At 61.7% G+C, this 20345-nt stretch carries 20 protein-coding genes; 19 read left to right on the top strand and 1 reads right to left on the bottom strand.

The annotated features are described in order from the left end of the window. The first annotated feature begins 30 nt into the window (after positions 1 to 30). From BLW80_RS19735 to BLW80_RS19700, 8 genes are all read left to right on the top strand, one after another. On the top strand, positions 31 to 561 hold the full coding sequence (locus BLW80_RS19735; protein WP_068731210.1) for a DUF992 domain-containing protein: 531 nt from the start codon (positions 31 to 33) through the stop codon (positions 559 to 561). A 179-nt stretch (positions 562 to 740) separates the two neighbouring features. Continuing rightward, the gene (locus tag BLW80_RS19730) at positions 741 to 1217 is read left to right on the top strand and encodes a DUF992 domain-containing protein (protein WP_068731211.1); all 477 of its coding nucleotides are present in this window, start codon (positions 741 to 743) and stop codon (positions 1215 to 1217) included. Positions 1218 to 1401: 184 nt separating this feature from the next. Further along, positions 1402 to 3465: an elongation factor G gene (locus BLW80_RS19725; protein ID WP_093759304.1), complete on the top strand. Its 2064-nt coding sequence runs from the start codon at positions 1402 to 1404 to the stop codon at positions 3463 to 3465. Between the two features lie 11 nt (positions 3466 to 3476). Next, the gene (locus BLW80_RS19720; protein WP_093759303.1) at positions 3477 to 3986 is read left to right on the top strand and encodes a P-loop NTPase family protein; all 510 of its coding nucleotides are present in this window, start codon (positions 3477 to 3479) and stop codon (positions 3984 to 3986) included. A 64-nt stretch (positions 3987 to 4050) separates the two neighbouring features. Beyond that, entirely contained in the window at positions 4051 to 4338 is a 288-nt protein-coding gene (locus BLW80_RS19715; RefSeq protein WP_089261718.1) for a helix-turn-helix domain-containing protein, read from the top strand. A gap of 55 nt (positions 4339 to 4393) precedes the next feature. Further along, positions 4394 to 6133, top strand: coding sequence for a SulP family inorganic anion transporter (locus BLW80_RS19710; protein ID WP_093759302.1), 1740 nt, complete (start codon positions 4394 to 4396; stop codon positions 6131 to 6133). 142 nt (positions 6134 to 6275) lie between these two features. Continuing rightward, the gene (locus BLW80_RS19705) at positions 6276 to 7121 is read left to right on the top strand and encodes a shikimate dehydrogenase (RefSeq protein WP_093759301.1); all 846 of its coding nucleotides are present in this window, start codon (positions 6276 to 6278) and stop codon (positions 7119 to 7121) included. Between the two features lie 72 nt (positions 7122 to 7193). Further along, positions 7194 to 7823, top strand: a complete 630-nt coding sequence (locus tag BLW80_RS19700; RefSeq protein WP_093759300.1) for a hypothetical protein — start codon at positions 7194 to 7196, stop codon at positions 7821 to 7823. A gap of 124 nt (positions 7824 to 7947) precedes the next feature. On the opposite strand, the gene BLW80_RS19695 is transcribed toward BLW80_RS19700, so the two are convergent. Beyond that, positions 7948 to 9087 carry an alpha-hydroxy acid oxidase gene (locus tag BLW80_RS19695; protein ID WP_093759299.1) on the bottom strand — a complete coding sequence of 380 codons (1140 nt, stop codon included), beginning with the start codon at positions 9085 to 9087 and terminating at the stop codon, positions 7948 to 7950. A 123-nt stretch (positions 9088 to 9210) separates the two neighbouring features. Between BLW80_RS19695 and BLW80_RS19690 the strand changes: the two genes are divergently transcribed. The 11 genes from BLW80_RS19690 (at position 9211) to BLW80_RS19640 (ending at position 20315) form a co-directional block, all read left to right on the top strand. After that, positions 9211 to 9408, top strand: coding sequence for a hypothetical protein (locus tag BLW80_RS19690; RefSeq protein ID WP_093759298.1), 198 nt, complete (start codon positions 9211 to 9213; stop codon positions 9406 to 9408). Between the two features lie 250 nt (positions 9409 to 9658). Beyond that, positions 9659 to 11005, top strand: a complete 1347-nt coding sequence (glmM, locus tag BLW80_RS19685) for a phosphoglucosamine mutase (RefSeq protein WP_089261706.1) — start codon at positions 9659 to 9661, stop codon at positions 11003 to 11005. A 473-nt stretch (positions 11006 to 11478) separates the two neighbouring features. Continuing rightward, entirely contained in the window at positions 11479 to 12348 is an 870-nt protein-coding gene (locus tag BLW80_RS19680) for an outer membrane protein (RefSeq protein WP_068731233.1), read from the top strand. A gap of 153 nt (positions 12349 to 12501) precedes the next feature. Then, a complete protein-coding gene (locus BLW80_RS19675; protein WP_093759297.1) occupies positions 12502 to 13344 on the top strand; it encodes an outer membrane protein in 843 nt (280 codons plus the stop codon). Between the two features lie 105 nt (positions 13345 to 13449). Beyond that, positions 13450 to 14031, top strand: a complete 582-nt coding sequence (locus BLW80_RS19670; protein ID WP_093759296.1) for a glutathione S-transferase family protein — start codon at positions 13450 to 13452, stop codon at positions 14029 to 14031. Next, positions 14028 to 14492, top strand: coding sequence for a GNAT family N-acetyltransferase (locus BLW80_RS19665; protein WP_093759295.1), 465 nt, complete (start codon positions 14028 to 14030; stop codon positions 14490 to 14492). Before BLW80_RS19670 ends, BLW80_RS19665 begins: the two co-directional genes overlap by 4 nt. An 84-nt stretch (positions 14493 to 14576) precedes the next feature. Next, entirely contained in the window at positions 14577 to 14879 is a 303-nt protein-coding gene (locus tag BLW80_RS19660) for a hypothetical protein (RefSeq protein WP_093759975.1), read from the top strand. Positions 14880 to 15131: 252 nt separating this feature from the next. Continuing rightward, positions 15132 to 15374, top strand: coding sequence for a hypothetical protein (locus BLW80_RS19655; RefSeq protein WP_093759294.1), 243 nt, complete (start codon positions 15132 to 15134; stop codon positions 15372 to 15374). Between the two features lie 105 nt (positions 15375 to 15479). Continuing rightward, a complete protein-coding gene (locus tag BLW80_RS19650) occupies positions 15480 to 16652 on the top strand; it encodes a phosphoserine transaminase (protein WP_093759293.1) in 1173 nt (390 codons plus the stop codon). Positions 16653 to 16843: 191 nt separating this feature from the next. Continuing rightward, the gene (gene serA / locus BLW80_RS19645; RefSeq protein ID WP_089261694.1) at positions 16844 to 18433 is read left to right on the top strand and encodes a phosphoglycerate dehydrogenase; all 1590 of its coding nucleotides are present in this window, start codon (positions 16844 to 16846) and stop codon (positions 18431 to 18433) included. 202 nt (positions 18434 to 18635) lie between these two features. Further along, on the top strand, positions 18636 to 20315 hold the full coding sequence (locus BLW80_RS19640; protein WP_093759292.1) for a methyl-accepting chemotaxis protein: 1680 nt from the start codon (positions 18636 to 18638) through the stop codon (positions 20313 to 20315). Positions 20316 to 20345 lie beyond the last annotated feature (30 nt).

Genomic DNA, 20345 nt, shown 5'->3' with positions numbered 1-20345 from the left:
CTATCAAAATCCCCAAGGTGGAGTAACACTATGCGACTTTCCAAGATGTTCGGCCTGACGGCCGTGGCCTTTGCGGCGTCGGTTGCGACCGCAAATGCACAGCAGCCTGGCAGCGTTCAGGTTGGCGTGCTGGAGTGCCGTGGCGGCCAGAACGTCGGCTACGTGGTCGGTTCGAATGCGCACCTCAACTGCGTCTTCCAGAGCGCCGGTGGCCGCGCCGAAGGTTACGTCGCCAACATCCGCCGTTTCGGCCTTGATCTCGGCTTCACCGAAAACACCACGGTGCAGTGGGCTGCCTTCGCTCCGACCACCCGCGTGCCGCGCGGCGCACTGGCCGGCAGCTACGGCGGCGTTGGTACCAACGCATCGGTTGGCCTCGGTTTCGGCGGCAACTTCCTCGTTGGCGGTCCGGGCAACACCTATTCGCTGCAGCCGATCTCGGTGCAGGGCCAGACCGGTCTGAACGTCGCCAGCGGCATCGTTCAGCTCGAACTGGAAGCGACCGGTCCGGTCAGCGGTCATCGCTACAACAAGAAGCGCCGTCATCGCAGCCATCGCTAAGCGATCGCAAGCGATCGGTGTGATCGCGTAAGCGATCCGGCAAGGTTAACGAAAAGGCCCGCGCGAGCGGGCCTTTTTTGTTGCGCGCGCTGCGCGTGCGCCGCTGTCATTGGGCGGTATCATTAGCTATGGATAGTCGATCCACATCCTTACTTCCGTTCATCACCCGGAGATTCCTGATGGTCCGCCTCTCATCGCTTGTTCTCGGTATCGCTGCCGCCGCCTTTTTCACTGCATCGCAAGCGCAGTCGCAGCAAGGCGTGCAGGTCGGCGTCTTGAACTGCCGGGGCGGAGCCAGCGTCGGATTCGTCGTGGGCTCGGTGACCAATCTCGGCTGCGTGCTCACCGGTACCGGTCGTCCAGATCAGCCTTATGTCGCCACGATCCGCAAGGTGGGCATCGATCTCGGTATTACCGAACAGACCGCGCTATCCTGGGCCGTGTTCGTGCCGGTGAACTATAGCGGTCCCGGCGATCTGTCCGGCAACTATGCGGGCGCACAGGGCAGTGCGTCGGTTGGTGTCGGCGTCGGCGCGAATGTCCTGGTTGGCGGTTCGCAAAACGCCTTCTCCCTGCAGCCGCTCAGCCTGCAGGGGTCGGTGGGACTGAATGTCGCCGCCGGTCTGCAGAGCCTGGAGTTGCGCCCCGGTCGCTGATCCCGCGGCGATCGCTCGCACAAATTCATCCGGCTTCGCCCATGGCGGAGCCGGATTTTTTATGGCGCAATCCGATCACGTTCATCGCAGCGCAGCAACTTTTCCATCTTGCCAAATATCCTGACCGGGCGGAGCATTGACCGCCGACCCAATCATGGGCCGAGCTCCACATGAGGAGGCGGCAATGGGACAAGACCTGAGAAGTCCCCGCGGTCCACAAGGCAATGCCGCAAAGTGCATTGCGCTGGTGGGCCCTTTCCAGAGCGGAAAAACCACACTGCTTGAAGCGATCATGGCCCGCACCGGGGCGATTCCGCGGGCCGGCAGCGTCGACAATGGGACAAGCATCGGCGATGCCAATACGGAAGCCAGAGCCCACAAGATGGGCGTCGGCCTGACGGCTGCGACCACCACCTTCATGGGCGACAGCTACACATTCATCGACTGTCCGGGTTCGGTGGAATTCGCGCATGACATGCGCGCGGCATTACCCGCCGTCGATGCAGCCATCGTGGTTTGCGAGGCGGATGCGCGAAAATTGCCGCAGCTGCAATTGATCCTGCGCGAACTCGAAGACCTCGGCATTCCCAGATTTCTGTTTCTCAACAAGATCGACCGCGCCCACAAGCGCGTGCGCGAGACGCTGGCGACATTGCAGCCGGCCTCGCGCGTGCCGCTGGTGCTGCGGCAGATCCCGATCTGGAACGGCGATCTGGTCGCCGGTTTCGTCGATCTCGCGCTGGAGCGCGCTTTCGTCTATCGCGAGCACAAGGCGTCCGAAGTCATCAAGCTCGAAGGCGGCGATCTCGATCGGGAGAAGGAGGCGCGTTTCTCCATGCTGGAGAAGCTTGCGGATCATGACGACGCGCTGATGGAGCAGTTGCTTGACGACATCGCGCCGCCGGCCGACGCCGTGTTCGACGATCTCGCGCGCGAATTGCGCGAAGGTCTGATCTGTCCGGTACTGCTGGGCTCGGCAATGCGCGAGAATGGCGTGCTGCGGCTGATGAAGGCGCTACGCCACGAGGCACCCGGCGTGGCCGAGACGGCCAAGCGCCTCGGCGTGCCTGACAGCAAGGATGCGATCGGTTACGTGTTCAAGAGCAGCCATCTACAGCATGGCGGCAAGCTGTCTTACGCGCGCGTGCTGAGTGGTCATCTCGATGATGGCGCAACATTGCTGTCCTCGTCGGGCGAAAGCGGGCGTGTCTCCGGCATTCTTGCGGCGAGCGGCGGACATGACAGCAAGCGCGCATCGGCCGAAGCGGGCGAGACCGTCGCGCTCGGCAAGCTCGATCATGTCAGGACCGGCGACACGATCTCGACCGGCAAGACTGCGCCGGCCTCTGTCGTGAGTGTCATAGCTGCATCGCCCGTGCTGGCCATGGCGCTTGCGTCCGCCGATCGCAAGGACGACGTCAAGCTCGGGCAGGCGCTGTTGCGGCTGACCGAGGAAGATCCGTCGCTTGCGGTGGTCAATAATGCGCAGACCCATGACGTGGTGTTGTGGGGGCAGGGCGAGATGCATCTGCGCGTGGCGATGGAGCGCCTGCACGAACGCTTCGGCATCAACGTCAAATCGCATGCGCCGGTGATCGGCTATCAGGAGACCATCCGTAAACCGATCACCCAGCGCGGCAGGCACAAGAAGCAGTCCGGCGGTCACGGCCAGTTTGGCGACGTTGTGCTGGAGATAGGCCCGTTGCCGCGCGGCGAGGGCTTTGCATTCCAGGAAAAGGTGGTCGGCGGCGCGGTGCCGCGCAACTACATTCCCGCGGTGCAGGAGGGCGTCGTCGACGGGTTGCAGCGTGGTCCGCTCGGTTTTCCTGTCATCGACGTGCAGGTGACGCTCACCGATGGGTCGTATCACAGCGTCGATTCATCCGATCAGGCGTTCCGGACCGCTGCCCGGATCGGTTTCACCGAGGCGCTGCCGCAATGCCAGCCGGTGCTGCTGGAGCCGATCCATACGGTGGAGATCGTCTGTCCCACCGAGGCCACGGCCAAGGTCAACGCCATCCTGTCAGGACGGCGCGGCCAGATCCTTGGCTTCGATACCCGTGACAACTGGCCGGGCTGGGATACGGTGCGCGCGATGTTGCCGGAAGCGGAGATCGGCGACCTGATCGTCGAACTACGTTCGGCCACCGCGGGTGCCGGCAGCTTCACCCGCAGCTTCGACCACATGGCCGAAGTCTCGGGCCGCGCCGCCGACCAGATCGTTGCGGCGCATCGGGTGGCGGCTTAGTACAGTGGCCCATGACGCTTGGACCGCGGGTTGTAATCATTGGCAATAGCGGCTCGGGCAAGAGCACGCTGGCGCGGCAGCTTGAAAGCCGCGTCGGCGGCGAACGCACGGATCTCGATCATATCCATTGGCTGGACAGGGTCGGTGTGAAGCGCGACGAGGGGCAGGCCAAAGAACTGGTGGCCGCCCTTGCCGTGAAGTCGAACTGGATCATCGAAGGCGTTTACGGCTGGCTGGTCGAAGCGGCATTGCCGCGCGCCACAGCATTGATCTGGCTCGACATGAGCCCGGAGGTTTGTCGTGATAGCCTCGCTCTCCGGGGCCCCTGGGGTGGCGCGACGGCCGAGGAACATGCAGATTTTCTGGCTTGGGCCGAGGCCTACTGGCAGCGCAAAACGTCGAGTTCGTTCGTTGGCCACCTGGCGCTGTTCGACGACTTCGGCGGCGTCAAACGACGCCTGACATCGCGCGCCGCTGTCGCCCAGTTCGTGGCGACCATGGCGGCTTCGCCGATCGAGTGATGTTTTATACATCATTGAAGATATCTCACATATGATATAAGACTCGTGAAACTGGAAACCGCCCTTGATTACATCGTTTCAGATGCGGGCCGCCCGTGCGCTGCTGGGTATCGATCAAAAGCGGCTGGCCGAAATGGCCGGCGTGTCGCTACCGACCATCCAGCGCATGGAAGCGAGCGAAGGCAATGTCAGGGGCGTGGTGGATTCGCTGATCAAGGTTGTCGATGCCCTCGATCGCTCAGGCGTCGATTTGATCGGCGAGAACGTCCGCAGCGATTCCGGCGGACGAGGGGTGAGGCTGAAACAGCCCGGTCCACCACCGAAACTTGAAGAGCCAAAGCTGACGGATTGAGAACGGGCCGCGGCCTCGATCGAGATCCGCGGCAGGTGACAGGGGCGAGTCGGGAATGGACATGTCCAGAAATCGCGCGTGGGGGCCGCATCAGCCGACCTTCGCCGAACTGTTCACGCCGAAATTGATCACGGTGTTGCGCGAAGGCTACGGCATCGCCGATCTGCGCGCCGACATCTTGTCCGGCTTGACGGTGGCAATCGTCGCGCTTCCGTTGTCCATGGCGATTGCCATAGCCTCGGGGACGTCGCCGGATCGTGGCCTCATCACCGCTGTGATCGGCGGCTTCCTCGTGTCTGCGCTGGGTGGAAGCCGCTTTCAGATCGGCGGTCCAGCCGGCGCCTTCATCGTGCTGGTGGCTGCCACCGTGAGCCGCCATGGCATCGACGGACTGATCCTCGCGACCATGCTCTCTGGCGTGTTCCTGATGGTGGCGGGCTATTTGAAGCTCGGCACTTACATCAAGTTCATTCCCTATCCGGTCACGGTGGGATTTACCGCCGGTATTGCCGTCATTATTTTCGCCAGCCAGATCAGGGATCTCCTCGGGCTCACACTCACCGGCAAGGAGCCTGGCGAACTGATCCCGAAGCTGCAGGTGCTCGGAAGTGCGATCCACACCGTCAACCTGTCGGCCGCCGCGATCACCATCGCGACCATTGCGATCATCCTTCTGCTCAAGAAGCTGCGGCCTTCCTGGCCGGGCATTCTGATCGCGGTTGCCGCAAGCGCGGTCGCGGCATGGTTCTTTGCGCTGCCGGTTGAAACCATCGGCACCAAGTTCGGCGGCATTTCGCAATCCTTTCCGCTGCCGTCGCTTCCCGCGATTTCCCTGGCAAAGCTGCAGGCCATTCTGCCGGACGCCATCTCCTTTGCGCTGCTGGGCGCGATTGAATCTTTGCTCTCAGCTGTCGTCGCTGACGGCATGACCGGCCGGCGGCATCGCTCCAATTGCGAACTGGTGGCGCAGGGCATCGCCAATATCGGCTCGGCGCTGTTCGGTGGAATCTGCGTGACCGGCACCATCGCGCGAACCGCCACCAATGTCCGCGCCGGCGCGCACGGCCCGATCTCGGGCATGCTGCATGCGGTATTCCTGCTGGTATTCATTCTCGTCGCGGCGCCATTGGCAAGTTACATTCCGCTGGCGGCGCTCGCCGCGGTGCTTGCCGTGGTCGCCTGGAACATGGCGGAGAAGCATGAATTCGCGACGTTACTGCGGTCATCATGGGGCGATGCTGCCGTGCTGTCGGCGACTTTCCTGCTAACGATCTTCCGCGATCTTACCGAAGGCATTGTGGTCGGCTTCGCGCTTGGCGCGATTCTGTTCATCAACCGCATGGCGCAAACAACCGGCATTGAGGCGGATAAGCCGCTGGTCGTGGCCGACAAGGCCGACGACGCCAATGGCGACCGAAAACCCTATGATCCCGGTCTCGCTGCCGATCCCGACGTCGTTGTCTATCGCATCACCGGCGCATTTTTCTTCGGCGCGGCCTCCACCATCGGATCCGTGCTCGAGGGCTTCTCGGATCGCCACAAGGCTTTTGTGATCGATTTTGCCGCGGTCCCCTTCCTGGATTCGACTGCTGCGAATGCGATCAAGGGCATTGCCGAGAAGGCAAAGCGACAAGGTGTCCGCGTCATTCTCACCGGCACCTCGCAGGGCGTGCGCCGGGCGCTGCTGACCCACGGCGCGCGACCGCCACTGGTCAAATACCGTGCTGATGTTGCAGTGGCCGTCAGCGAGATCAAGATCCGACGCGCTGCAGCGATCCAGGAGACGTCGAGCTGATGGCATCGGCAGTTGCTCGCAGCTGCAGTATTGATCGTCTGCATGGTTGTCGGACTTGCTGTGCGCCGCAAAACTGTCTGATGATTAAGAGCCCCTGCATGATTTTTATGCTACGCACGCTTCCGCCTGAAGCGAAGGATGAATGATGCCGAACGAGACCACGCCCCGCGCCGCCTGTTTGATCGGCTGGCCTGCCGCGCATTCGCGCTCGCCGCTGATCCACCATCACTGGCTGCGCAGCATGGATATTCCGGGCGGTTACAGCATCGAGTCGATTCCACCGGAAGGCGTGGCCGAATTCGTGATGAACCTCTCCAAGCATGGTTACATCGGCGCCAATGTCACGATCCCGCACAAGGAGCGCGTGCTGAAATTGACCTCCCCGGATCGCCGCGCGCGGGCGGTCGGGGCTGCCAACACGCTATGGTACGACCACGGCACGCTGCGCGCGACCAATACGGATATCGAAGGCTTCATCGACAATCTCGATCACGCGGCTCCCGATTGGGACCACACGGACGATGCACTGGTGCTCGGCGCCGGCGGTTCGTCGCGTGCAGTGGTGTTCGGATTGCTGGAACGCGGCATCAAGCATATCTATGTCGCCAATCGCAGTCTCGATCGTGCCGAGGCGATGGCTGCGCAATTCGGGTCGCGGGTCGTGCCGCTGGCGTGGGAGCATGTCGCCAGCATGTTGCCGCGCGCATCCTTGCTGGTGAACACCACGTCGCTCGGCATGAGCGGCCAGCCGCCACTGACCATCGATCTCGATCAGCTGCCTGACCAGGCGGTCGTCGCCGATCTCGTTTACGTGCCGCTCGATACGCCGCTGCTCGCCGGCGCCCGCACGAGGGGCCTCCGCACCGCCGATGGTCTCGGCATGCTGTTGTATCAGGCCGTGCGTGGCTTCGAGCTGTGGTTCGGGCAGCGCCCCGATGTGACGCCGGAACTGCGTCGCCTCGTCGAGGCCGACCTCACAGTGGCGTGAGCGGGGAATAGCTATTTGGCCTTGGGGTTTCCATCTGCAGCGGTGGGCGCTGCCTTCAAAGGAAATTCCCCTATGGTTCAGATCGTATCGACTTCGGCTCGCTTGTTCGCGGGCTCACTTCTTGCTGGTTCATTGCTGATTTCCGCCGCATCGGCGCAGCAGCCGCAACCCCTGCGCATCCGTGGTGCCATCGAAGCCGTCGATGGCACGGTGCTGACGATCAAGACGCGCGACGGCGATGAGCGCAAAGTGAAGATGACGGACAATGTCACCGTGACCGGCATTGCCAGAACGACAATGGCCGAGGTGAAGCCCGGCTCCTATATCGGCGTGACCGGCATGCCGCAGGCCGATGGCACGCAGAAGGCCATCGCGATCCATATCTTTCCAGAAGCGATGCGCGGCACCGGCGAAGGCTCGCGCCCCTGGGATCTGCGCCCCAACAGCAGCATGACCAATGCCACCGTCGATCAGAAGGTCCAGGCCTCCGATGGCCAGACGGTGACGGTGAAGTACAAGGACGGGGAAAAGAAAGTGACCGTGACGCCTGACACGCCGATCGTGACATTCGTGCCGGGCAACAAGGATGAACTCAAGCCTGGCGCCAAGATCATCATCATGGGCGCTACCAAGAAGGATGACGGCACCTTCGAGACGGCACGCGTCAATGTCGGGCTGGATGGGCTGACGCCGCCGATGTGAGCTAGAAAGCTTGCACTAGAACACGATCGTCATGCCCGGCCTTGTGCCGGGCATCCACGTCTTGGGCAAGGCAGAAGACGTGGATGGCCGGGACAAGCCCGGCCATGACGACTGAGAGAGGCATTCAGCTCACCAGCACGTGCCTGTCGATCTCGGCGATCGAATTCACGCCACACAGGCCCATGGTGACGCTGAGTTCGTTGCGCAGGATGTCCAGGGCCTTGGTCACGCCGGGGCCGCCATAGGCGCCGAGACCGTAGATATAGGCGCGGCCGATCATGCAGGACTTGGCGCCGAGGGCGAGCGCACGCATCACGTCCTGCCCCGAGCGGATGCCGCTGTCGAACATCACTTCGATCTCCGAGCCGACCGCATCGGCGATCCCCGGCAGTACCGAGATCGACGACGGCGCGCCGTCGAGCTGACGTCCGCCGTGGTTGGACACGACCATCGCCTGCGCGCCAACCTTTACGGCTTCGCGGGCATCCTCGATATCGTGAATGCCCTTGATCACGATCTTGCCGGGCCAGATGCTGCGGATCCAGTCGAGATCCTTCCAGTTCAACGACGCATCGAATTGCGATGCTGTCCACTGCGCGACGGAGCCGAGATCGTCGGTGTTCTTCACGAAGCCGGCGATGTTGCCGAAGTTGCGCCGCTTGGCTTTCAGCGTGCGCACCAGCCAGCCGGGCTTGCTCATGAAATCGATCAGGTTCTTCACATTCAATATCTGAGGTGGCACCGACAGGCCATTCTTGATGTCGGCATGACGCTGGCCGATCACCTGCAGATCGACGGTCAGCACCAGCGCGCTACACTTCGCCTTGATGGCGCGCTCGATCAATTCCTTGATGAAGCCGCGATCCTTCATGACATAGAGCTGAAACCAGAACGGTTTCTCGACATTCTCGGCGACGTCTTCGATCGAATTGATCGACATCGTCGAGAGCGTATAGGGAATGCCCGCCGCCTGCGCCGCCCGGCAGGCGTGAATTTCGCCGTCGCCATATTGCAAGCCGGTTGAGCCGACCGGCGCGCAGATCAGCGGCATGGTGGCCTTCTCACCGAGGATGGTCGTCGAGGTGTCGCGATTGGCGATGTCGACCAGAATACGCTGGCGGAACTTCAGCTTCTGCAGATCCTCGCAATTCGCACGGAACGTGTCTTCGCTATAGGAGCCGTGGTCGACATAATCGAAGAACGCCTTCGGCACGTTGCGCTTGTGCTCGAGGCGAAGATCTTCGATGCAGGTGATATGCTTCATGAGATGTCCCAGCCGTTCTTGTCTTTGCTTGTATTTGCTTGTTTCGGTGTCATCTAGCATGGTTAAGCGGTCCGCCATATCATCCTTGTCATCGGGATGTCGTCGAAATTGAAGGAGGGCAGAATGTCCGGCTCCAAGGCAAATTCAGCGACAAATCCAGCAGGCCACGGGGCCGGCAAGGCAGCCGCGGACGACGAAAAGCGACAGCTGGAAGTTGCGCTGGACGAAGGGTTGGAGGAGACTTTTCCGGGCTCCGATCCGGTCAGTGTAACCCAGCCTGCCCATTCAAAGGCTGACGCGCATATCAAGCGAAAGGGCTGAGCGGGCCGGGTTCCGGTTAGCCGATGCTCCATCGAAGGCATTACATGAAAGGTAAGGTATATAAGTAATATCAATGGCTTGTCGTTAATTACGTGTTCCGGGCCTTGGTAATGATTCATCATATTTTTTGAAGCGATTTTAGGGGCCCGAGCCTTATAAGTCCGTCACATATATGGCGCTGCCAATGGGTCAGTCGCCTGAGACAGGGTTTTGAGCCCTCGCGCGAAGCGCGAGGGCATTGGGGGTTACCATGAGCCGTAAATATTTCGGGACAGACGGCATTCGCGGCCGCGCCAATGGTCTGATCACGCCGGAACTGGCACTGAAGGTTGGGCAGGCCGCAGGTCTTGTGTTTCAGCGCGGCGAACACCGTCATCGTGTCGTGATCGGCAAGGACACCCGGTTGTCCGGCTACATGATCGAAAATGCGATGGTGGCAGGCTTCACGTCGGTCGGCATGGATGTGCTGCTGGTCGGGCCGATGCCGACGCCCGCCGTGGCGATGCTGACCAAGTCGATGCGCGCCGATCTCGGCGTGATGATTTCCGCATCGCACAATCTGTTCGAGGACAACGGCATCAAGCTGTTCGGACCGCTCGGCTACAAGCTGTCGGACGATGTCGAGAAGCAGATCGAGGAATTGCTCGACGAGAATCTCGACAAGAGACTGTCGCAGAGCGCCAGCCTCGGTCGGGCGCGCCGCATCGACGGGGTGCATGATCGTTACATCGAATTTGCCAAACGCACGCTGCCGCGAAATCTCAGCCTCGATGGTTTGCGCGTCGTCATCGATTGCGCCCATGGCGCCGCCTACAAGGTGGCGCCGGAGGCGCTCTGGGAACTCGGCGCGGACGTCATCTCCATCGGCGTCGAGCCGGACGGTTTCAACATCAACAAGGAATGCGGATCGACTGCACCGGAAGCGCTGAGCCGCAAGGTGCGCGAGATGCGCGCCGATATCGGCATTGCGCTGGATGGCGACGCTGATCGGCTGATCATGGTCGACGAGCGTGGCCATCTGGTTGATGGCGATCAGTTGCTCGCCGTTATCGCGCAGAGCTGGAAGGAAGACGGGCGGCTTGCTAAGCCAGGCATTGTCTCCACCGTGATGTCAAATCTCGGTCTGGAGCGCTTCCTGAAGGGGCAGGGCATCGATCTCATCCGCACGGCAGTGGGTGATCGCTATGTGCTCGAGCAGATGCTGCAGCATGGCTACAATGTCGGCGGCGAACCATCGGGCCATATCATCATGTCGGACCATGCGACGACAGGCGACGGTTTCGTAGCTGCGCTGCAGGTGCTGGCCGTGGTGACCAAGCTCGGTCGGCCGGTGTCGGAAGTCTGCCACCTGTTCGATCCGTTGCCGCAGATTCTGAAGAATGTGCGTTATCGCAGCGGCAAGCCGCTCGATGATGCGGAAGTGAAATCCACCATCGCTGCCGGCGAACAGCGCCTCAATGGTCATGGTCGCCTCCTGATCCGCCCGTCGGGCACGGAGCCAGTCATCCGCGTGATGGGAGAGGGCGATGACCGCGTGATGGTCGAGGAAGTGGTGGATTCCATCGTTGACGCGCTGGGCCACGCAGCCGCGGCGTAAGATTCCTGTTCGTTCGCTCTGGCCAAGGCGCCAGCGCGATGACTGCCGAGCTGACATGAAGAGCCGTCTTGCCCGAATATTTATCGGGTGAGGCGGCTCTTTTGCATTTTGATAGTTCGCGTTGGAGCGCTTTCGAGCGAAGTGGGCACCGGTTCGCATCAAGGAAACGCGTCTCAACAAAAAGCCGGAGCCTCGGTTCTGATCCGGTCAGAGCCGAAATCTCCGGGCAGGTAAGTCCTCGTTAACACCTGGCGATGCCGCGGCGCATTGCAGCGCGGTTTGATAGCAAGACATTGTTAGTAACTGTGGCGACGCAGTGGCGTGATGGAATTTGCGCGCATTTTCGTCACCAAATATCAACCTTAAAAGTTAGGGTTAAGCGCCGCTTAAGGAGTTGGTGTCATCGTCCGTTTGTGAGTTTCCGAGTGTGAGGCCTCCATTAGTTGCCTCTTTGGCCCAAAAGGACGAAGCCAATGCGTAGCGTTAAATTCATTCTGGCCGCGGGCGCGGCTTCCCTGATGTCGACCGCCGTTCTCGCTGCCGACATGCCCATTGCTCCACCGCCTCAGATGTATGCGCCGCCGCCGGTTGAAGACTTCGGCGGTTGGTACCTGCGCGGCGATATCGGTTTCAGCAACCAGCGCGTCAAGAACATCGAGATGGGTGATGGTCGCAACGCCAATCTGCTCTCGCTTCAGCAGACCACTGCCTTCGATACGGCTGGCATCTTCCAGCTCGGCGTCGGTTATCAGTTCAACAACTGGTTCCGCGGTGACATCACCGGCCAGTATCGCGGCAATTCGAATTTCAAGGGCACCGATCACGTGACGTTCCCGTCGAGCGGCCTCGTTGGTACCGGCGTGAACAACTACAACGCCACCAAGTCCGAATGGGTGGTGATGGCCAATGGTTACGTCGATCTCGGCACCTGGTGGTGCGTGACCCCGTTCGTCGGCGCCGGCGTCGGTATGGCTCGCGTCAATATCGGGAACTACACGGATAACGGTGCGATCAATGTCGGTTCCGCCGGCGGCGTGCCCTTCATCGGCGGCCCGTTCCCGAGCTATGCCAGCGCGCCGGCAGCATCGAAGTGGAACTTCGCATGGGCCCTGCACACGGGCCTGGCTTACAAGGTCAATCCGGCTATGACCGTCGAACTCGGCTACAGCTACATGAATCTCGGCGATGGCCAGACCGGGCCGGTCTCGACTTATGACGGCTTCACCCGCGGCGTGGCGATGCAGTTCAAGGACATCACCTCGCATGACCTGAAGCTCGGCGTGCGCTGGAACCTCGACAGCCCGCCGGCCTATGCGCCGCCGCCGTTGATCCGCAAGGGCTAAAGCTAAGCGGATCGCCTCAACTATCTTAAGACATCTTAACGGCGCGGGAGCTTCCCGCGCCGTTTTGTTTTGCACGGGTAGTATCATCGCAACCAATGATTAAGGTTAACAGCGGATGATCGGGACAGTTCGGTGAGTTGAGGAATTGTCGTGATGCGTAGACTTCTGATCGCTGCAGCGCTGCTGGGCGCAGTGCAAACCGCTCAAGCTGCCGACATGCCGGAGTTCCCGGCGCTGCGCGGTTCGTTCCCTGAGGGACTGAGCCGCGACCGCCCGACATGGGAAGGCTTCTATGTCGGTGGGCAGGCCGGATACGGCACTTCCGACGAGAAGTTCACGGGCTCCAACTCGAACATGACGGCGGCCCTGCTCGCCAATACTCTGGTCGAAAGCGAGATGGGCGTGTCGCAATGGCCGCTCAGCTTCTCGAAACAGTCGTCGCATGGCCACGGTTATGGTGGCTTTGCGGGTTACAATTCGCAGTGGGATGACGTCGTCATCGGCCTTGAAATGAGTTATCTGCACGGCAAATTCGGCGGTTCATCGACGGGGTCGATGTCCCGCATAAGCTCTCAGCCGCTGTCGGATGGTGACTATCATTCCGTCACGTCGTCGGCGACAAGTTCGATCAACATCACTGATATAGGCACATTCCGTGCGCGTGCAGGTTACGTCTGGGGCGGCTTCATGCCCTATATGTTCGGCGGCGTTGCGCTCGGTCAGGCTGATACGGTCCGATCAGTCAGGATCGACGGGGACGTTACCGCGGGGCCGGCCTCGACCACCCCGCCAAGTCTGCTCGGGCCAAGGCAGCCGTTGTCCGCGACCAGCGGGCAATATAGCCGCCTGATCTATGGATACACTGCAGGCCTCGGCGTTGACGTCAATCTCGTCGGCGGTCTGTTCCTGCGCGGTGAGTGGGAATACATCCGCTTCACATCCGCGGTTGATACCACCATCAACACCGTACGCGCCGGTGTAGGCTATCGGTTCTGATCTGACACGTCGCGGCGCGGCCTCCGCGTTACGGGACGTCTCGCTGTTGACATGTCTCGATGCAGGTGATGCTTTTAGCCCGTCCATCGCGGCGGGGCAGTCATCATGAAAATCTACGGCGATCTGAATTCCGGCAATTGCCTGAAGGTGAAGTGGGTGAGCGATCACCTCAAGCTTCCCTATACGTGGATTGATATCGACACCAGCAAGGGCGAGAGCCGGACGCCGGAGTTTCTGGCGCTCAACGGCGCCGGTCAGGTGCCGACCGTTGTGCTCGATGACGGCCGTCCTCTCGCGCAGTCCAATGCCATCATCCGCTATCTCGCCCGTGGCAGTGATCTGATCCCGACCGATGCCTATGATGCCGCCAAGATGGACGAATGGCTGTTCTGGGAGCAATACAGCCATGAGCCCTATATCGCGGTGTGCCGCTATCAGATCGTCTATCTCGGCAAGGCGATTTCGGATCTCGATCCCGAAAAGCTGAAGCGCGGCTATTTCGCGCTGGTGCGCATGGAGCATCACCTGACGACATCGCGTTTCCTTGTCGGAGATCACGTCTCGCTGGCCGACGCGTCGTTGCTGGCCTATACGCGCGTCGCCCATGAGGGGGGCTTCCATCTCGACGGTTACGCGTCGATCAGGCGCTGGATCGCCGACAGCGAGAAGGCATTGGGCCTCGTATGAGCACGAAGGTCGTACTGCGGCCGGCGCAGCGCCAGGACGTCGCTGCAATCGTGGCGATGTTGGCCGATGATGCGCTCGGCCGTGGCCGCGAGCGTATCGAGGATCCGCTGCCGCAATCTTATTACGAGGCCTTCGATAAACTCGCGCATGATCCGAATATCCAGTTGATGGTTGCCGAAGGCGGCGATGGCAGCGTGGTCGGATGCCTGCAGCTCTGCATCCTGCCGGGCTTGAGCTCGCAGGGCGCTTCGCGTGCGCTTATCGAGGATGTTCGTGTGTCGACGACGCTGCGCAGCCAGGGCATCGGCGAACAACTGGTGCGATGGGCCATTGGCGAGGCACAGGCGAGGGGATGCAAACTCGTCGAGCTGCTGACGCATCAGACCCGGGTCGATGCCCAGCGCTTCTACAAACGGCTCGGTTTCGCTGACAGTCATGTGGGCATGACGTTCCGCTTCTAGGCCACGCGCGATCACCATGACGTGCGGTCGGGAACGTCGAACAGGACCGGTGGTTGCCCATCGTCATCAACGATGGAGCTGCCCATGCAATCCCGATTTGGCTTTTCCGCTATCGTCGTCGCCTCGCTTCTGGCCTCGACCGGATTCGCCTCGGCCCAAGGCGCCGGCACGGACGGTGTCACGGGCGCTCCGGTGACACAGATGCCGAGCCCCGGCGCTTCGTCGCCTCCTTCAACGCATTCGACGACAGGCATGGGCGGCGGCACGAGTCAGCCGGGCGCGCCGAACACGACGACGCCGGGACGGATCGGCACCGGCGCGTCGCCGAGCGGTTTACCTGGGGATAATCCGAATGCGCCGGGCTTTCCCGGAAAGGTCGGACGATAGGCGTTTCACTCGTGAGAGCGAGTAAGCCGCAACCTCAAACGCAAGGGCAGCGATGGTCATCGCTGCCCTTTTCGTTGACCGCGCATGTTCGTTCCGTCAGCGGGAAATGACGAAGAGGGCCGGTATCATGCGGCTGTGGGTGTCGGTGTTCCGGTTAATGACCCGTAAACCAGCGAAGCGCTGATGGGATTTGTTTCGGAACGTGCGGGGACGAGCGACGTATCCATATACGCGGGGATGTTGGAAGGACTCATGAGCAATTATTCGATTGAGAAGGTCGGCAGCGACTATGTCGTGAAAGTCGACGATCAAAGCGTCATGAAAGTCGGCAGCCGCCGCCGTGCCGCGCAGCTCGTGGTCTATGCGTCGGAATTGCTGAACGACGTGCCCCTGGTACCCGATGACGCTGCATCGTCCGGTGACCTCGCGATGCCTGCGGGTGCATCGTCTGTGAAGGATCACGACCCGGCGGGCGATGTCACCCAAGATCAATGACGCGTGATAGCCCGGAAGTCGCTTGACGCTCCGGGTCGGTTCCCATATCCACGCCAGCGGGACACCTCCCCCCAACGGGAGGCTAGCTATCTGGAAGGATAGAATATGACTGCAGCGAAGCCCGCTTCGCGGCCTAACGTGCCGCATTTCTCCTCCGGCCCCTGCGCCAAGCGCCCCGGCTGGACCCCCGAAAAACTCACCGACGCAGCCCTTGGCCGTTCGCACCGTGCGAAGATCGGCAAGAACAAGCTCAAACTCGCGATCGATCTGACGCGTGAAGTGCTTGAAGTGCCCGCCGATTACCGCATCGGTATCGTGCCGGCATCGGATACGGGCGCCGTTGAGATGGCGCTGTGGTCGCTGCTCGGGCCGCGTCCCGTCACCACCATCGCCTGGGAATCCTTCGGTGAGGGCTGGGTCTCCGACATCGTCAAGGAGCTGAAGCTCAAGGACGTCACCAAGCTGCATGCCGGCTATGGCGAGCTTCCCGACCTGTCGAAGGCCGATCCGAATTCGGACATCGTCTTTACCTGGAACGGCACGACCTCCGGCGTGCGCGTGCCGAATGCCGATTGGATCAAGGCTGACCGCGAAGGCCTGACCATTTGCGACGCGACCTCGGCCGCTTTCGCGCAGCCGCTCGACTGGGCGAAGCTCGATGTCGTCACCTTCTCCTGGCAGAAGGCGCTCGGCGGCGAAGCCGCACATGGCATGCTCGTGCTGTCGCCGCGCGCCGTGGCGCGTCTGGAGAGCTACACGCCGCCATGGCCGCTGCCGAAGATCTTCCGCATGACCAAGGGCGGCAAGCTCAACGAAGGCATCTTCGTCGGTGAGACCATCAACACGCCGTCGATGCTGTGCGTCGAGGACTATCTCGATGCGCTCGGCTGGGCCAAGTCGGTCGGAGGTCTCAAGGCGCTGATCGCGCGTGCGGACGCTAACACCAAGGCGCTCGCCGACTGGAAAGCGAAGACGCCGTGGATCGACTTCCTCGCGGCCGATCCCGCGATCCGCTCCAACACATCGGTGTGCATGAAGGTGATCGATCCCGCGATCACCGCGCTCTCGCCGGACGCGCAGGCTGACTTCGCCAAGAAGCTGGTCGCAGCCGTCGAGAAGGAGAATGCCGGTTTCGACTTCGCGCATTATCGCGATGCGCCGGCTGGTCTGCGCATCTGGTGCGGTGCCACGGTCGAAGCCAAGGACGTCCAAATCCTCACGCAGTGGATCGACTGGGCCTTCGCCGAAACCAAGGCTTCGCTCGCTAAAGCGGCGTAAGGCGGCTTCTTACCCTCCCCTGGAGGGGGAGGGTCGACGAGGACTGGCGACGCGCAGCGTCGTCAGGATTCGGCGGGGTGGGGTGACATCCTCTCCCCGTCCTCTCATTCAATGATCAGCCCGTTGCTTCACCCCACCCCGGCGCTTCGCGCCGACCCTCCCCCTCAAGGGGAGGGTGAAGGAGCCTCATCATGACCGCCCCCAAAGTTCTCATTTCCGACGCTCTCTCTCCCGCTGCCGTGCAGATCTTTCGGGATCGCGGCATCGACGTCGACTTCCAGCCGAACCTCGGCAAGGACAAGGACAAGCTCGCCGAGATCATCGGCAACTATGACGGCCTCGCCATCCGCTCGGCCACCAAGGCGACCGCGAAGATCCTCGAAAAGGCGACGCGCCTGAAGGTGATCGGCCGCGCCGGCATCGGCGTCGACAATGTCGAAATTCCCGCGGCGACCGCCAAGGGCATCATCGTGATGAACACGCCGTTCGGCAATTCGATCACCACCGCCGAACATGCGATCACTTTGATGCTGTCGCTCGCCCGCGAGATCCCGCAGGCCGATGCGTCGACGCAGGCCGGCAAGTGGGAGAAGAACCGCTTCATGGGCGTCGAGATCACCGGCAAGACGCTGGGCGTGATCGGCTGCGGCAATATCGGCGCCATCGCGGCTGACCGCGCGCTTGGCCTGCGCATGAAGGTCATCGCCTTCGATCCGTTCCTGTCGCCGGAGCGCGCCAAGGATATCGGCGTCGAGAAGGTCGAACTCGACGACCTCCTCAAGCGTGCCGACTTCATCACGTTGCACACGCCGCTCACCGAGAAGACGAAGAACATCATCGATGCCGCTGCCATCGCCAAGATGAAGCCCGGCGTGCGCATTATCAACTGCGCCCGCGGCGGTCTGGTCGACGAGCAGGCGCTGGTCGATGCGCTGAATAGCAAGCATGTCGCCGGCGCTGCCTTCGACGTGTTCGTCGAGGAGCCGGCCACCAAGAACGTGCTGTTCGGCCATCCCAATGTGATCTGCACGCCGCATCTGGGTGCATCGACCACCGAAGCGCAGGAGAATGTCGCGCTGCAAGTCGCCGAGCAGATGTCGGATTATCTGCTGTCGGGCGCGATCTCCAACGCGGTCAACTTCCCGTCGATCACCGCGGAAGAAGCGCCGAAACTGAAGCCGTTCATCGAACTCGCCGAGAAGCTCGGCTCGTTTGCGGGCCAGCTCACCGAGACCGGTATTGCCAAGGTGCAGATCACCTATGAAGGCGCGGTCGCCGAAATGAAGATCAAGGCCCTGACGTCTGCTGCATTGAGCGGGTTGCTGCGGCCGATGCTCGGCGACGTCAACGTCGTCTCCGCGCCGGCCGTTGCCAAGGAGCGCGGCATGGTGGTCGATGAAGTGGTGCGCGCGGCGCAGAGCGATTACGAAAGCCTGATCACCGTTACGGTTATCACCGAACGGCAGGAACGCTCGGTGTCCGGCACTGTCTATCATGACGGCAAGCCGCGGCTGGTTGATATCAAGGGTATCCGCGTCGATGCCGAATTCGGGAAATCGATGATCTATGTCACCAACGAGGACAAGCCGGGCTTCATCGGAAAGTTCGCTTCGCTGCTCGGCGATGCCAAGGTCAACATCGCAACCTTCCATCTCGGCCGCAACGAGCAGGGCGGTGACGCCATTGCGCTGGTGGAGATCGACGGCGTTGTGCCGGCCGATGTGCTGAGCAAGGTGCAGGCGCTGCCGCAGGTGAAACAGGCCAAGGCGCTGACATTCTGAGTGTCTCTTACCCGAACTGACATTGCCGAAATCCCCGTCCGAAAGGCGGGGATTTTTTCGTTTTACGGAAAATGTTCACATTCAGGTCGGCGCGGCAGGTTTGCCCCCGCCCCGCACGTGTAAGGATTTGGGAACACTACCCCGATACATTTTACTCCGAGGAATCAGCGATCGAAAATCGCACGCCCGGGGGAATACAGCCGTGAAGCTCGCCAATATCCGTATTACGTACAAGCTCGCCGTTCTGGTGGCCGTGACCATGATTGGCCTCTGCGCCGCGGGCATTCTGGCCGCCTATATGGTCAAGAGCGAGATGCTCTCCGCGCGAACCGAGCAGCTGAAGTCGATCGTCGAAATCGGGACCAACGTAGCGGCCAGCATCCAGAAGGATGTCGCAGCAGGCAAGCTCACCAAGGAAGCCGCGACCGCCGAGTTGGTACGCCGCATCGAGCCGATGACCTATGACAACGGCAACTATCTGTTCATCTACACGATGGACGGTGAGGTGGTTCATTTGCCGGGCTTCAAGGCGGGATCCAACCGGCTCGACGTCAAGGTCAGTGGCGTTGCCATTACGCGTGAATTCCGCGACGGCGTCGCAGCCAACGGCACCAAGATTCTGACCTACGAATTCCAGAAGCCCAATGAGCAAGTCCCGTCGCGCAAGATGGGCTATGCCGCGGCGCTTCCCGGCTGGAACATGTTTATTGCCACCGGCGCCTATCTCGATGACCTCGACGCCCATCTGAAACCGATCATCTGGGCGCTCGGCCTGGCCATGCTGGCCATTGCCGCAGTGGCGGGTGCGATCGCGTGGCTGATCGGCCGTAGCATCACCAAGCCGCTCGGCATGCTGGGATCGCGCATGGAGTCGCTCGCCAATGGTGCGCTGGATGAGGAAATTCCCGGCGTTGGCCGTAGCGATGAAGTCGGTGCGATGGCCAAGACGGTTCAGGTGTTCAAGGACAACGCGCTGCGTATCCGCTCGCTGGAACAGGTCGAGGCGGATGCGCAGGGCCGTATCGCCGCGGAGCGCCGAGCCGCCATGGAGGCGATGGCCACGGATTTCGAGCGCAGCGTGACGGGTATCGTCCGCTCGGTTTCCACCGCCGCAGTCGGCATGCAGAGCACCGCGCAGTCGATGACGGCGACGGCAAGCGATGCAAGCTCGCGCGCCGCGACGGTCAGTGCAGCTTCGACGCGCTCGTCCGACAATGTCAGCACGGTTGCGGCGGCTGCGGAGGAATTGTCGGCGTCAGTCAGTGAAGTGCTGCGTCAGGTATCGGCTTCCAGCGAGATCGCCAGCAAGGCGGTAGGCGATGCCGAGCGCACCAATGCGACTGTTCAGATCCTGTCGAGCGGCGCTGAGAAAATCGGCGAAGTGGTACAGCTGATCCACAGCATTGCCTCCCAGACCAATCTGCTGGCGCTGAACGCGACCATCGAAGCCGCACGTGCCGGCGAGTCCGGTCGCGGCTTTGCCGTGGTTGCGTCGGAGGTGAAGGCGCTGGCCAGCCAGACCGCCAAGGCTACCGAGGAAATTTCGGCGCAGGTCGCCGCCATGCAGGCATCGACCAGCGAGGCCGTTGCATCGATCGGCGCCATCACCGGCACCATCGCCCAGATGAGCCAGATCACCAACACGATCTTTGTGGCGGTGGAGCAGCAGGGCACGGCGACGCAGGAAATCGCGCGCAACATTCAGTCGGTGTCGGCCGGCGCGAATGAGATCAGCAATCATATCGGCGGCGTCAGCAGCGCAGCCGAGGCCACCGGCTCCGCGGCGTCACAGGTGCTGTCGAATGCAAAGGAGCTGGAGAGCCAGTCCGGCATGCTGCGCACCGCCGTGGATGAATTCCTCGCCAAGGTGAGAGCAGCCTGAGTCAAATCCTTCCCCGAGCGCGGCTTAGCT

The organism is Tardiphaga sp. OK245 (assembly GCF_900108575.1).
Lineage (GTDB): Bacteria > Pseudomonadota > Alphaproteobacteria > Rhizobiales > Xanthobacteraceae > Tardiphaga > Tardiphaga robiniae.
The sequence above is the reverse complement of the archived record's forward strand: the minus strand, read 5'-3'. Positions and strand labels throughout refer to the sequence as shown.

Excerpts from the sequence above, each read along its gene's own strand:
- BLW80_RS19695 (WP_093759299.1), bottom strand. The coding sequence starts at position 9,087 with ATGAAGCATATCACCTGCATCGAAGATCTTCGCCTCGAGCACAAGCGC.
- BLW80_RS19725 (WP_093759304.1), top strand. The coding sequence starts at position 1,402 with ATGGGACAAGACCTGAGAAGTCCCCGCGGTCCACAAGGCAATGCCGCA.
- BLW80_RS19670 (WP_093759296.1), top strand. The coding sequence starts at position 13,450 with ATGAAAATCTACGGCGATCTGAATTCCGGCAATTGCCTGAAGGTGAAG.
- BLW80_RS19660 (WP_093759975.1), top strand. The coding sequence starts at position 14,577 with ATGCAATCCCGATTTGGCTTTTCCGCTATCGTCGTCGCCTCGCTTCTG.
- BLW80_RS19680 (WP_068731233.1), top strand. The coding sequence starts at position 11,479 with ATGCGTAGCGTTAAATTCATTCTGGCCGCGGGCGCGGCTTCCCTGATG.
- BLW80_RS19690 (WP_093759298.1), top strand. The coding sequence starts at position 9,211 with ATGTCCGGCTCCAAGGCAAATTCAGCGACAAATCCAGCAGGCCACGGG.
- BLW80_RS19700 (WP_093759300.1), top strand. The coding sequence starts at position 7,194 with ATGGTTCAGATCGTATCGACTTCGGCTCGCTTGTTCGCGGGCTCACTT.
- glmM (WP_089261706.1), top strand. The coding sequence starts at position 9,659 with ATGAGCCGTAAATATTTCGGGACAGACGGCATTCGCGGCCGCGCCAAT.
- BLW80_RS19710 (WP_093759302.1), top strand. The coding sequence starts at position 4,394 with ATGGACATGTCCAGAAATCGCGCGTGGGGGCCGCATCAGCCGACCTTC.
- BLW80_RS19705 (WP_093759301.1), top strand. The coding sequence starts at position 6,276 with ATGATGCCGAACGAGACCACGCCCCGCGCCGCCTGTTTGATCGGCTGG.
- BLW80_RS19730 (WP_068731211.1), top strand. The coding sequence starts at position 741 with ATGGTCCGCCTCTCATCGCTTGTTCTCGGTATCGCTGCCGCCGCCTTT.
- serA (WP_089261694.1), top strand. The coding sequence starts at position 16,844 with ATGACCGCCCCCAAAGTTCTCATTTCCGACGCTCTCTCTCCCGCTGCC.
- BLW80_RS19650 (WP_093759293.1), top strand. The coding sequence starts at position 15,480 with ATGACTGCAGCGAAGCCCGCTTCGCGGCCTAACGTGCCGCATTTCTCC.
- BLW80_RS19675 (WP_093759297.1), top strand. The coding sequence starts at position 12,502 with ATGCGTAGACTTCTGATCGCTGCAGCGCTGCTGGGCGCAGTGCAAACC.
- BLW80_RS19735 (WP_068731210.1), top strand. The coding sequence starts at position 31 with ATGCGACTTTCCAAGATGTTCGGCCTGACGGCCGTGGCCTTTGCGGCG.
- BLW80_RS19655 (WP_093759294.1), top strand. The coding sequence starts at position 15,132 with ATGAGCAATTATTCGATTGAGAAGGTCGGCAGCGACTATGTCGTGAAA.
- BLW80_RS19720 (WP_093759303.1), top strand. The coding sequence starts at position 3,477 with ATGACGCTTGGACCGCGGGTTGTAATCATTGGCAATAGCGGCTCGGGC.
- BLW80_RS19665 (WP_093759295.1), top strand. The coding sequence starts at position 14,028 with ATGAGCACGAAGGTCGTACTGCGGCCGGCGCAGCGCCAGGACGTCGCT.